The following is a 13,029-nucleotide window of genomic DNA, read 5'->3' on the forward strand; positions in this document are numbered from 1 at the left end:
CGGCTTGCGCTCTTGGACGAGCTTCCCGAGAGCCGCTCGTGGCATGGTCTGGCGAGTCTCTCAGCAAGGCACGTATGACGTCGCCTATCACTTTTCGACTAATGCTTTATTACGATTGTGGGTTTGGGGAATGGAGACAATGCTGTAAGTGCAGACGGTTTCACATGTGTATGCATGTCGCGCCATTCAGGGCGCAAGGAGAAATAAGATGTTCCTTACGGCGCTTTATGTTGAGTGTCACACTCGCATCAGAACCTTCATCAAGGATCAGGAGGGTGCTTCGGGTATTGAGTACGCCTTGCTGGCGGCGATGGTCGCGGTTGCGCTCGTTGCGTTTGTACCGGCCATCAGTGGCAGGATCACTACGATGTTTACCAATATCCAGAATGCGTTGTGATTTGAACGGTCATTGTCCGCGGTGCTCTTTTTCGCAAGGGGAAATCTGGATATCCTGCTCGCGACGACTCATGTTTAAAGGTATTCACGATGGCCGTCCAGCCTACCCGCCAACAGTTGCTTCTGGTCGACGATGAAGAGGACGCCAATGAAGAATTGGCGGAATTGCTCGAAGGTGAGGGGTTCTGCTGCTTCACGGCTTCCTCGGTCAAGATCGCCCTGCAGCAACTGACCCTTCATCCGGACATCGCGTTGGTGATCACTGATCTGCGCATGCCTGAAGAAAGCGGTCTCCAGTTGATCAAACACCTGAGGGAACACACCTCGCGTCAGCACTTGCCGGTGATCGTCACCTCCGGTCATGCCGATATGGACGACGTGAGTGACATGCTGCGTCTGCACGTGCTTGACCTGTTTCGCAAACCCATCTACCACGTGCGTCTGTTGGAAACCCTGAACAACCTCTTCCCCGAGCCGAAGATCTTTCAGGTTCAGTGAAGCCAGTACCTGACCGCCTTATCGTGGTCAAGGCGCTCTAAGCAGCGCTCTCCGTTCTAACCAGGTGTCACCGGATAACTGCACTCCTTGTGGGAGGCGGCTTGCCGGCGATGCATTTTAGCAGTGGGCCTGTCGGTGACGGGCCTGACGTTATCGCCGGCAAGCCGCTTCCCATGGGATTTGTCGTACGTGTAGCCTCAATCCACCACGCTGAACTCCACCCGCGCCGTCTGACCGCTTTCGTCGAGCACGCTCAGTTGATAACGCCCCAATCTGTTCAGGGTCGGGGTGAAGTCCTGTTCGTTGTCGGTGTCCGCGACCTGCGCGCCATCGATGAACCACCAGCGCCGACCGCTGCCGCCCAGTGCCGACAGCTTGAGGCGCAAGGCCTGACGGCTGGCGGCGGGAAGGCGCAGGTGATCGCCGTCGCGCACGCCGACGATGCTCAACGGCGGCGCCAGGTTGAGGTTTTGTGGCGGGCAGTCCGGGTCGGCCGCAGGCAGGCGCGCTTCGCGACGTTCGGCTCGGGGGAGCCAGGGTTCAAGCGGTGCAGGCCAAAGCGCGATGTCTTGCGGCTGAGCATCCGTGCAGCCGGGGGCGACACGCAGGCCCTTGGCGTTGATCCAGATTCTTTCCTGTAACCCCAGCCCCAGTGGTTGATCGGCGGCTTGCAGCGTGGGCGGCGTGGTGCCATCCAGGGTCCAGGCAAAACGCTGGCGACGACAATTCGGGTCGCTCTTGCTCATCGGCTGACCCAGCGGCCAGCAGATGGCCGCCACGCCGACGTTCATCGGCACTGGCTGCACCGGCGCGACGATGCCGCGCTGGCTGTCGCGATTCACCAGCACGTCGTGGACCTGGAGCATCAATGGCGCTGCCGACGCCAGCCCGAACTGCCCCGGTACCGGTGTACCGTCGGGCCTGCCGATCCACACACCCACCAGAAAGCGCGGCCCGACACCAATCGCCCAGGCATCGCGAAAGCCGTAGCTGGTGCCGGTCTTCCAGGCCAGTTGCGGACGTTGCACCAGTTCGGCCCGCGGGTCGATGTCAGGTCGTGACTGACCGCTGAGAATCCGCCGAATGATCCATGCAGCGCCGGGCGACATCATTCGTCGTTCGCGCAAACGGTCCTGCGGCTGCAAGCGCACGTCTGCACTGCGTCCGCCGCGAGCGAAGGCGCTGTAACCGGTCACCAGATCTTCCAGCCGACTGCCTGCCCCACCCAGAATGAGCGCAAGATTCGGCTCCGCCAGCGGCGGCAGTGTCAGCGGCACTCCGCCGTTGCGCAGCTCGGCGGCAAAGCGCTTTGGCCCATAGACTTCCAGCAGTTGCACCGCTGGCAGGTTGAGCGACATGGACAGCGCGGAACTGGCCGCTACCGGACCGCCGAAGCCGGTCGAAAAGTTACCCGGCCGGTAATCGCCATACCGGCGCGGCACGTCCTGCATCAGCGATTCGGAATGGATCAGCCCGGCGTCCATCGCCATGCCGTACAGAAATGGCTTGAGCGTCGAACCCGGTGAGCGCAGCGCCGTCACCATGTCCACATGGCCAAAACGTTTGGCATCGTTAATGTCCACCGAACCTACATAAGCACGAACCGCCATGGTGTCCGCCTCGACCACCAGAATGGCCGCCGACGTGCGTTCCGGAAGCCGTGCACGCCAGCCCAGCAACAGGTCTTCCATACGCCGTTGCAGGCTGGCGTCCAGCGTTGTCCGAATCAGCGGCGGGCTGTTCGGGCGGTTCAGACGCCGGGCCAGCAGCGGAGCAAGGCTCGGTTCCTGGCGCGGCGCCAGCCATAAAGGTTCTTCAAGCGCCTCGTCCACACTGCCTTGCGGCCACACGTGAAATTCGGCCAGGCGCCTGAGCACCTTGTCCCGTGCGACCTGAGCCCGCTGCGGGTGACGATCCGGACGCAGACGGCTCGGTGCCTGAGGCAATACCGCCAGCAGCGCCGCTTCGGCACGGGTCAGGTTGTGCGGGGATTTGCCAAGATACGCCCAACTGGCAGCCGCCACACCTTGCAATGTGCCACCGAACGGAGCGCGGTTGAGGTAGATGCCGAGGATCTGGTCTTTCGACAAATGCCATTCCAACTGTGCCGTGCGCCACAACTGGCGCAGCTTGCCGAAAAGCGTGCGCGAGTGCGGATCGAGCAAGCGTGCGACCTGCATCGACAACGTGCTGCCGCCCGACACCACCCGCGCGCCGCTGACGTTCTGCCAGGTGGCGCGTACCAGCGCCAGCGGATTCACGCCGGGATGGCTGTAGAACCAGCGATCCTCGTAGGTCAGGAGCGCTTCCAGGTAGTACGGCGACACCTGATCGTTGCTGATCGGGTAGCGCCACACCCCATTGGCATCGGCAAAGCGCCACAGCGGCGTGCCGTCTTCGGCCAGCACCACGCGGGCCAGATCGTCCCTGGGCAGTGGCAGAGGCCAGATGCGGTCCGCCAGCCAGAGCAGGGCGATCAACAGCAGCAAGGCACACACCGTCCAGCGCACGCATTGGTAGATGCGCGAGGTGCGCAGCGAGCCCGGTGCAGGCTTGAGAACGGTCATGAGACGCACAAGAAATTCAGGTTTCAACGCAAAGAGCCTTTATGATCCACGGAACCTGATACGCCTGGCGACAGCCAAAGCGCACAGATCATTTTATTCATGGCCCCAATCAGGATGGACATATGCAGGTAGAAGGCTTTTTTGAGTGGCTCGGGCAGGCAATCGGCGCGGTCATCCGCTTCTTCGTCGACGGTCTGGCGTGGCTGTTCAACGGTTTCACCAACGCGGGCGGCAACTTTGTCGACGGATTGTCCCGCACATTGGGCATGGACACCTCGCTGATCAGCATCGTGGCGCTGGTCATCGGGCTGATGCTGCTGTACTCCGCGGTACGGGCCTTCATGCGTGCGTCGATCATCCTCGGGATCATCTGGCTGGCACTGGGCCTGTGGCTTCTGAGCTGGATCATTCACTGAATCAGCCATTCACGCGGCAACGTGCCCCTGTGCAAGCGGGCACGTAAGGCACCTCACTTACCCTTCACAACCATCTGCGCAGGCGCGTCACCCAGAGCCTGCCAGTTTGGCCGATACATCGACTCCACCTGCGGCGGCGGCACGCGGTAGGTGCCCGGCGTCACGGCGCGAGCAAGGTACAGCAGGTGCACACTGGTGCCTGCGTTGATATCCAGCGCGGCCACATAGCGGTCACCTCGATATTCCTGATGCTTGATTCCGGCGTTCTCCATCGACTCGCGCAGGGTTCTCACCTCTTCGCTGGCGTCTGCCAGGCTGGCCGAACTTTGTGCCAGGTTCTGATTTTCCAGTTCAAGACCGGCTGGCAGCAAGTCCACGACCAGCGCATCAGGTACTCGCTGACGAGCGCCGATTTCCAGATGCACCAGCACCAGTTGCCCGGTTTTCAGCGCGCCAACGTTCAATGGTGCGCCGCTCAGGCTCAGGTACTCACGACGAATACCGAGGTTGTCGCCACCGGCCACCGGCGCCTGAGTCGGGTAGCCCGACACAGTCAGTTGCTGATAAAGCGGTTCACTGCCTTCGTTGTGGACCGACAGTGGCGAAGCCAGCAGCGGGCCGTCGAGTTTGAGGGCTGGCTGCTTATTGCTCAGCTCACGCATGTCAGTGCCGCTGGTGAGTTTTGCCGCCCAGTCCTTGTCCGGCTTGTTCAGCAGGTTGCGACCGGCCAGGAACAGCGAGTTGCTTTCCTGCGTAGACAGATAGCGATTGGCGGCGACTTCATCGGCCAGGGTAAACAGGCGTTCATCGCGCTTGTCCCTGGCCATGTCGTTTTCTTCCAGCAACGCCAGAATCAGCGCTTGATCACGCAATGAGCTGCCGTAGTCGGCCAGCCATTCGTTCTTGCGATTGATTGCCAGACCCGCCGTGAGCGCCAGATCGGCACGCGGCTTATCGCCCATTTTTTCCAGCGCGACGGCCAGTTGCACCAGCGGCAGACCAGAGCGTGCATCACTGCGGCGATCGAACAGGCTGCGCAGCGCGGCCAGTGGCGCCTGCTGACTGCGCGACAGCACCAGACCGGCGTAAGCCTGAACTGCAAAGCGGGTGTGCTCGGCGTTCTGGCTGTAGCTGACCTGGATCTGACCGGCATCCTGCAAGTAACGCAGCAGACGCTCGTTGGCCTTCTTGAGTGAGTCCGGCGCAACGGCAAAGCCCTGATCACGGGCACGCAGGAGGAAGTCAGTGACGTAAGCCGTCAGCCAGTATTCCTCTTCGCTGTCTGAGCTCCACAGACCGAAGCTGCCGTTGTAACGCTGCATGACCAGCAGGCGCTCGATACCGATTTCGACCTTGCGCTTGCGTTCGGCATCCGGTTCGCCGGTCAGGCCCAGACGCTTGAGGGTGGCGGCGTCGGCATACAGCGACGGGTACAGCCCGCTCGCGGTCTGCTCCAGGCAGCCGTAAGGGTAGGCTTTCAGTGCTCGGATCTGTTCGCCCAGGTTCAACGGCGGACGACTCGACAGCGACAGCATGGCTTCGCGGCCGGCTGGCTCGAAGGCTTCCAGAGCACCTTCGGGCAGATTCCAGGGCTGATCGTTCAGGGTCGCGCGGTAATGCCTGAGCAGGGCCGGGTAGGCCGGGCGCACGCCGACGGTCCATTCCCGCGTAAACGCAGGCAGGTTTTCGCCCGGCAGGTTCAGGCCTTCCACCCGCACTTTGATCGTGCCCTGGCCGAGGCCACCTTGCGCCAGCACCGGTACTATCAGGGTGACACGCTGGCCTTGCTTGAGTTGCAGTGGCTTGAGCTGATCGCCGCCGGGAATGCTCAACTGGCCTTCGGCGCTGATCTTCACGTCCAGCTTTTGAGCTGCGCCTGACAGGTTGGAGACGTCCAGCGCCACTGTGGTCTGGTCGCCACCGGCCAGGAAGCGCGGTGTCGACAGCTCGGCAATGATCGGCGCGGCGACCACGGTCTTCGCTTCGGCCATGCCATAGCGGTCCTCGGTCCAGGCCTGCGCCATGACGCGCAACTCGCCGTTGAAGTCCGGGATGTCCACGCTGACTTCGCCTTCACCGGCGTCGTTCAGGATCACCGGTGCACTTTGCAGGGCCACGATGGTGACGCTGGTGTCAGGACGTTTTCCGCCCTTGGCCAGAGCGTCACCACCAAAGGCGAGGCTGGCCAGACGACCCTGACCGGCTTCGATCAACTGGCCGTAGATGTCCAGTTGGTCGGCGCCGTATTCCTTGCGCCCGAACAGGCTGGCAAACGGATCAGGCGTGGCATAGCGGGTGATGTTGAGGATGCCCACGTCCACGGCCGAAACCAGCACGTGCACCTGTTTCGGCACGCTGCCATCGGCGTTTTTCGCGGCCACCTTGAGTTTCAGCGGTTGCTTGGGACGCATCTTCTCCGGCGCAGTGACGGTCAACGCCAGCTTGCGTTGCGAACGGTCCAGCGGCAGGTGCAGAACACCGACGGCACGCTTGGGCGTGACATTGGCCTTGCGCTCGCCGGGACGCACCACCAGTGCCGTCACGTACAGGTCGTGGCGTGCCCACTTCTTGTCCAGCGGGATATCGAACGACTTGCCTTCGACCGGTACGTCGATTTCCTTCCACCATAGCGGGCCTTCACTGGATTCGACCAGCAGATAACCCTTGCCTGCGGCAGGAGGCGTTACTGTGATTTTGGCGGTGTCGCCATCGTTGTAAGCGGGTTTGTCCAGCGCGAGCTTGACCTGATCCGGTCTGACCGCGCCGCCGTCGGTGTTGTCCTGCCAGCGGTAACCGGCCCAGAAACGCATGCTGCTGACCATGCCGGTGGACGGGTCCTCCACTTCGACGCGGTACGGGCCCCACTCGACCGGAAAGCTGATTTTGGCCGTGGAGTCCTTCTTGAGGCTGACGGTTTCCTCGTTCAGGTTCAGGAATTTCTCGTTGAAGTGATAGCTCCAGCCATCGTCGGCCGAGTAGTTCCAGTAGTAGTCGCGGCGTTCGCGAATCAGACGCACCTTGACGTTGTCCGCTGCCAGCTTGTTGCCCGCAGCGTCTGCCATGACGATTTCGAACTCGGCCGGGCCGTCGCCATCGGTCTGCGCTTCGCCCTTGCTGGCGTCCTCGTCGTACTCATCGTCGCCAGTGCTCTTGCCGAACAGCGCACGTACGCCCGGCAACTGCTCGGCAGGCCAGATCGGCTGAACCAGGCGACGGGTGATCGGGCGTCCACCGGATTCCTGCAGGCTGGCCTGCAAAATCAGTTGCAGCGGAGATTTGGCTTCAGACCATTTGGTTTCAACCGCCAGCGTTGTGTGGCCGTTGGGGTCGAGGGTGACGGGCTCCAGATCGACATCGTGCCTGAGGTCTTCTTCGGTGATGGAGCCGAACTGGTAGCCCGGCAGTGTAGGCACGGCTTCACGCAACGGGCGCACGTACACCTGACCGGTCAGGGTGTTGCCCGAGGCTGGCGCGCCATACAGGTAGCGGCCAGTGATGTCGAATTCGGGATTGTCTGCGGGCGCGACGGGCTCATCGCTGCCCTTGAGTTCCAGTGCCAGACGCTCCGGCAAAAAGTCCTCGACCTTGAATTCATAGAGCTGCGGCTTGCCGTCGCCCAGGTCGAACACCAACTGCCAGCGCCCCGTCGGGGCCTCGTCGGCGAGTTGCAATTGATACTGATAGAAGCCGTCCTTGTCGGCTTCCCAGACAAACTTGCGGCTGACCTGATCGTCAGGGCGGCGTACTTCGACGGTGATTGGCTGCGGCTTGACGTTCTTGCCGTCGTTGTCGCGCAGCAGGCCGTTGAGCAGTACGGTTTCGCCCGGGCGATACAGGTCGCGCGGGCCGAAGATGAAGAATTGCAGCGGGTGCGCCTGCGGGCCGGAAATATCAAACTCGGCCAGGTCCAGCGCGGAGCTGTTCAGACGCAGCATGCTGGTCTGTTCATCCTTTTGCGCCAGCACTACCGCAGCCTTGGCAGGCAACGGCAGTTGGGTGTGGCCGTCGCCCTCGGTCTTGCCTTGAGCGACCACCTTGCCGCTTTCATCGTAGACTTCGACGTTGACGTCACTGATGGCTTTGCCGCCTTCCAGCGCCTGGGTGAACACGTCCAGGCGATTGCTGTAACGGTGCACCGACAGGCCAATATCGCTGAGCGTGAACAGGGTCGCAGGCTGCGAGTAACTGTAAGTGCCTGAGGCACGCATCACCGCCAGATAGACGCCGGGTTGTTGCAGGGCCTTGATCCCGGCAATCGGCAGCAGCAACGTTTCGCGTGTGTTGCGGGCAGGCTTGAGGTCGAAGCGGCCGCCGTACACCAGGTCGGCCATGGGCAGCAGTTCTTCGGAGCTGTAACTGGACAGGCTGGATGCGCCATCCCACTGAGCCAGGAAGTTGGGCATCGAGTCGGCTTTGACGCGGAAAAATTCGACATCAACCTTGTCAACGTTCAGCGCGATCACCGGCAGGCCTTCGGCAAGTCGTGTCGGCAACAGGCTGCCACGGCTGGCAAAGCCCACGCTCGGTTGCAGGTCGCGGGTTTCGAGACGGCTGATGAAATCGGCGGCCAGTTTGGCCTTGTTGACGGCCAGCAAACCGGCATCGACGGTCAGGACCAGTTTGCGTTGCGGTTCCAGATGACGCAGACGCAGCTCCATCAGATTGTCGGACAGCTCCCAGGCGCCATCGACCTTGCCATTCTTGCTGTCCAACAGGTGCAGCTTCTCGCCAAACGTCTGTTCCGGGTCCAGCGGCACGGAAAAACTCACCGACAGCGTGCTGGCGCCATCGACCTGAATTTCCGAGACATCAATAACCGTCAATTCGCGGCCTGCGTAGCGCTTGCTCAACGCAGCCAGATCCACCGCGGGTTTGGGTCTGGTCTCGGCTGCCGTCGTTTGGGAGGTGGGCGCTGCTGCGGTGGCAGGCTTTTGCGACGTTGAAGAATCACAGGCGCTCAGCAGCGCAAGCGCGCAAGCCAAAAACAGTCCTTTGTTGAACATTTGGGCACTCATCGACGGCAATAGAGAGGGGGCTGTAACGGGTGAGACTATATAGCAGTCAAGGTTACATTTTTTACAAAGCGCGCGAATAGACCCTCGGATTGAGACTTTGTTCGCAACTGGCGCAACCCGGACGCGGAGCATCCAGAGCGGCATTCCCACGCGGAGCGTGAGAAGCGATGGGTGTGATGGCTCTCGCAGAAATCTTCAATCGGCAACCCGTGCGGCGCTGGCTACAATGCCCGCCTTGCCGGGAGTCCTCATGTCCAGTTTGTTCCACGATTGGCGTCATCGCCCCACCCACCGTCGGGTCTGGGCGCTGGCTGCGCCGATGATCTTGTCAAATATCTCCGTGCCACTGGTGGCGCTGGTCGACAGCGCGGTGATCGGCCATCTGCCGCATGCGCATCAGTTGGGCGCGGTGGCGGTCGGCGCGACGCTCTATACCTTTCTGGCCTGGGCGATGGGTTTTCTGCGCATGGGCACCACCGGCTTTGCGGCGCAGGCGGCGGGACGCTCGGATGGCGCCGCGCTGCGCCAGATTCTGTTGCAGGGCCTGCTGCTGGCGGTCGGCCTGGCGCTAGTGCTGGGTGTAGTCGCCGTGCCCTTCAGCCAACTGGCGCTGGCCATGATGCAACCGTCTGCCGACCTGCTGCAGATGACGCTGGATTTCTTTCACACCCGACTGTTCGGCCTGCCCGCCGCGTTGGCCAGCTATGCGCTGGTCGGCTGGTTTCTGGGCACGCAGAACGCAAGAGCGCCTTTGGCGATTCTGCTGACCACGAACCTGGTGAACATCGCGCTCAATCTCTGGTTCGTGATCGGTCTGGACTGGGGCGTAGTCGGCTCCGCGCGGGCCTCTGTGCTGGCTGAGTGGACCGGGGTCGTGCTCGGCCTGATTCTGGCGTGCAGGGTGCTGCGGGTCTGGCCCGGCCAGATTGCCTGGGCGGCGCTGAAGCTGTGGAGCAACTGGCGACCGCTGCTGGCGGTCAATCGCGACATCTTTCTGCGCACGCTGGCGCTGCAATCGGTGATGTTTTTGATCACCGTGCAGGGCGCCCGGTTGGGCGATGCGACAGTGGCGGCCAACGCACTGCTGCTCAACGGACTGTTGCTGACTTCTCACGCGCTGGACGGACTAGCCCATGCGGTGGAAGCCTTGTGCGGCCATGCCATCGGTGCGCGTGACCGGACAACCCTGCGTCGCTCTCTGGTGGTGGCCGGAGGCTGGTCATTGATTGCCAGCGTCGGGTTCGCAGTGCTGTTTCTGGCGGGCGGTCAGTGGTTCATTCGCTTACAGACCGACATTCCTGAAGTGCGCGAAACCGCCATGGTGTACCTGCCGTATCTGGCGCTGATGCCGTTGCTGGCCGTCTGGAGCTATCTGCTCGACGGGCTGTTCATCGGTGCGACCCGTGCCCGCGAGATGCGCAACGCAATGCTGATCAGCGCAGCGGCCATTGCCCCCGTCGCTTATCTGGCGGCCAGCCATGGCAATCACGCGCTGTGGTTGACCTTTCTGGCGTTCACACTCTTGCGCGGCATCAGCCTTGGCAGCATTGCCCTGCGTCTTACGCGCAATGACGGCTGGTTCGTCCGCTAAGGCGCGGTCACCGGGCTGGCCGCTACCGTCGTCGGGTGCGGGCTGTTCACGAACATGACCACCTCGTCGATCACGGGTGCCAGACTGCGCAGGGGTTTGGCGAAGGCGCCGACCAGCGAGCCGTGAGTGGTGTGCGAGAAATACAGCTCGCGGACCGGCAGCCCCGCCTCACGCAGCTTCAGGGCCAGTCCGCCGGTATTGCGTTTCGGGTCGACCTCTTTGTCCTTGCTGGATGCCATCAGTAGGGCAGGGGGTGATCCAGCGTTGATATGGTTGATGGGTTGCGAGTCGCGTGGCGTGTTCGGGAACAGAAACGCACGCTGGATCTCGGGGTCTTTGATGGGCAGGAAATCATAGGGGCCGGCCAGACCGATCCAGCCACTGATGATGTGATGGGAGACGCCTTCCCTGGCCAGCCAGCGCGGATCGAGTGCCAGCATGGCAGCGTTGTAGGCGCCCGCGCTGTGACCCATCACAAACAGTCGGTCAGGATCGCCGCCGTAGGTCTTTATGTGCTTTCGGGTCCAGGCCACCGCTTTGGCCGAGTCTTCGACGAAGTCCGGGTAGCTGACTTCAGGGTACAGCCGGTAATCGGCAATGACGGTCACGATGCCGCGTTCAGCCAGCGCTCTGCCGACGAAGGCGTAGTTGGCCCGTTCTCCACGGGTCCAGCTGCCACCGTAGAAAAACACCACCACCGGTGCCTGTTCGACGTTCGATGCGGGGGCGTAGATATCGAGCCGGTTGCGCGTCTCCGGGCCGTACGCCATATCGGGCACCTCATGAACACCCTTGGCAGGGGTCAGGGTATTGAGCACTGTGAACACAGAACAACCCGACAATAGCGTCAGCAGGGCACCAGTCAGCAGCGTACGGAAAATCGCTCGGGGCATGGTGAGGTCTCGATCAATGGGCGGGCGGATAAGGCAATCCAGGCTCGGACTGCGTTGGCGTTCTATAGTTACATCACCACGATACGTTAGTAAGTGAACTCTGGTTCATCCCCACCCGGTTCGCAGGCAGGTCGTTCGCTGTCGAGCACGACACGTGGACTGATGAGTGTCATCCCTTCCGAGTCGAACCTGACCTGACTGTTGCCAACCTGCAGCAGCAACTCGCTGTCACGCTCCAGGTAAATCTTCGATCCGTCTTCCAGGCTCAGTCTCTGACTTTCACCCGGTACACTCTGCCAATCGAGCAGCAGTCGTACGAAGGGCGTGTTTTGTACATCCTCTGCTCCCAGCAGCATCAGAGGTGTCGCGGCGCTGGGATGCAGGGTCGCGATGATCGTCGGGTTGTCCGGATTGTTGACCTTGAACTCAACGACCACCTGCACGCCGCCCCGACTCCAGAGTCTCAGCGCCGGATCGACAGGCAGCCAGCAGGTCGTATGGCGCGCATCGGGACCCTGTCTGGCCCATTCGAACTGCACCTGAACCCGTCCGTCCGGATCGCGCTCCTGCAATTCGCCCGCAGCGCCCGTGAGCCAGGCACGCTGCATTCTGGCGACGACGGGCCATGGCCAGGGTTCATCCGAGACGAAGCCGGCTTCCCAGGGCGCCGCCTGAAATCGGTTCGAATAGGACTGTCTGGTCGAGCCGCTCTTTGTTGCCTGATCGTTGAAGCGGTGTTCGACCCCGGTGATCAGCCACATGTGATTCCAGTCGCGCTCAGGAAGGCCGGCCAGCGGCAGCAACAATCCGCTGGTGACGAAGGGCAGCGTGCTTTCACCTTGCGCACGCTACTGTCTGCGGTCGTCCTTGGTGTCCGATCCTGTCGGCGTCACGGCAAACTGCGTGACGCGCGGCTGATGCTCGAACTGACTCCAGGCCGCGATGGGTGCACGCTGAAACCCGCGCAGTCCATGACTGAATATCAGTTCGTGACGACGTCGGTAGTGATGGAAGTGGTAGTGAATGCTCTCTTCGGCGCACAGCCGCTGCAAGAACATCAGGTCGGACTCGTTGTGCTGAAAACAGGTTCTGCGCGTTCGGCACTCCTTTTTCAGGTCGAACCGGTAACTGTCTTTCAGCCCATGCTCCTTGAGCACCTGAGCGATGATCTGTGTCGCGCTCATCTGCTCGAAGACCCGGTGATTGTGGCGGTGGGCCAGGCACGTCAGCCTCGGGCCAACAGTGAGCCGATAGCACGCAGGTCCCGGCCGGTAATGCTCGCGTGTCGCGCCCTGAATCTGACCGTGAAACCCTTGCGGGCCACCGTTGAAACCCAGAAAAACGGAGGTGTACATCAGGCTTGCCAGATCGACTTCATCACCGCTGACCTGCAGTTGGAACACGTACGGCTGGCTGATCGCCTCGGTGGCGCTGAAGGACAGTACGCTGAAATGGCGACGCAGGCTTGCAATCTCCAGACGAAAGAAGGGTGCGCTGGCTGGGTCGGGCATGGAGTGTTCTCTACCGAAATTGCGGTCGGCGATTCTGGCGGAGAAGATCGTGCGGTAAAGAGGTGGCACGCAGAAAAGGAAGCTGCCTACAGGACTGACAGGAAGAGGCTTACATGGGGCTGTTACGGCTGGTCGTTCCGAT

9 protein-coding genes are annotated in these 13,029 nt (G+C 61.8%); 4 read left to right on the forward strand and 5 right to left on the reverse strand.

All coding sequences use genetic code 11. The annotated features are described in order from the left end of the window. Window positions 1-208: 208 nt before the first annotated feature. A complete protein-coding gene (locus KDX39_RS23355; protein WP_184323504.1) occupies window positions 209-397 on the forward strand; it encodes a Flp family type IVb pilin in 189 nt (62 codons plus the stop codon). An 89-nt stretch (window positions 398-486) separates the two neighbouring features. Beyond that, window positions 487-894 (forward strand): response regulator, encoded by a 408-nt coding sequence (locus KDX39_RS23360; protein WP_099227061.1) that lies wholly within the window; start codon window positions 487-489, stop codon window positions 892-894. Between the two features lie 197 nt (window positions 895-1,091). On the opposite strand, the gene pbpC is transcribed toward KDX39_RS23360, so the two are convergent. Then, a complete protein-coding gene (gene pbpC, locus KDX39_RS23365) occupies window positions 1,092-3,488 on the reverse strand; it encodes a peptidoglycan glycosyltransferase PbpC (protein WP_442964576.1) in 2,397 nt (798 codons plus the stop codon). Window positions 3,489-3,583: 95 nt separating this feature from the next. On the opposite strand from pbpC, the gene KDX39_RS23370 reads away from it, so the two are divergent. After that, window positions 3,584-3,877, forward strand: coding sequence for a hypothetical protein (locus KDX39_RS23370; protein WP_099227060.1), 294 nt, complete (start codon window positions 3,584-3,586; stop codon window positions 3,875-3,877). 53 nt (window positions 3,878-3,930) lie between these two features. Here the strand turns inward: KDX39_RS23370 and KDX39_RS23375 are convergent, their stop codons facing one another. Then, window positions 3,931-8,880 (reverse strand): alpha-2-macroglobulin family protein, encoded by a 4,950-nt coding sequence (locus KDX39_RS23375; protein WP_231661945.1) that lies wholly within the window; start codon window positions 8,878-8,880, stop codon window positions 3,931-3,933. Between the two features lie 262 nt (window positions 8,881-9,142). Between KDX39_RS23375 and KDX39_RS23380 the strand changes: the two genes are divergently transcribed. Further along, a complete protein-coding gene (locus tag KDX39_RS23380; protein WP_231661946.1) occupies window positions 9,143-10,483 on the forward strand; it encodes an MATE family efflux transporter in 1,341 nt (446 codons plus the stop codon). Here the strand turns inward: KDX39_RS23380 and KDX39_RS23385 are convergent. The 3 genes from KDX39_RS23385 to KDX39_RS23395 form a co-directional block, all read right to left on the reverse strand. Continuing rightward, window positions 10,480-11,376, reverse strand: a complete 897-nt coding sequence (locus tag KDX39_RS23385; RefSeq protein ID WP_231661947.1) for an alpha/beta hydrolase — start codon at window positions 11,374-11,376, stop codon at window positions 10,480-10,482. The two genes, KDX39_RS23380 and KDX39_RS23385, sit on opposite strands and share 4 nt — an antisense overlap. 86 nt (window positions 11,377-11,462) lie before the next feature. Beyond that, the gene (locus tag KDX39_RS23390; RefSeq protein WP_231661948.1) at window positions 11,463-12,137 is read right to left on the reverse strand and encodes a hypothetical protein; all 675 of its coding nucleotides are present in this window, start codon (window positions 12,135-12,137) and stop codon (window positions 11,463-11,465) included. Window positions 12,138-12,224: 87 nt separating this feature from the next. Further along, the gene (locus KDX39_RS23395) at window positions 12,225-12,887 is read right to left on the reverse strand and encodes a contractile injection system protein, VgrG/Pvc8 family (RefSeq protein ID WP_231661949.1); all 663 of its coding nucleotides are present in this window, start codon (window positions 12,885-12,887) and stop codon (window positions 12,225-12,227) included. Between the last annotated feature and the right edge of the window lie 142 nt (window positions 12,888-13,029).

Source organism: Pseudomonas sp. CDFA 610 (assembly GCF_021147865.1).
Taxonomy (GTDB): Bacteria; Pseudomonadota; Gammaproteobacteria; order Pseudomonadales; family Pseudomonadaceae; genus Aquipseudomonas; species Aquipseudomonas alliivorans.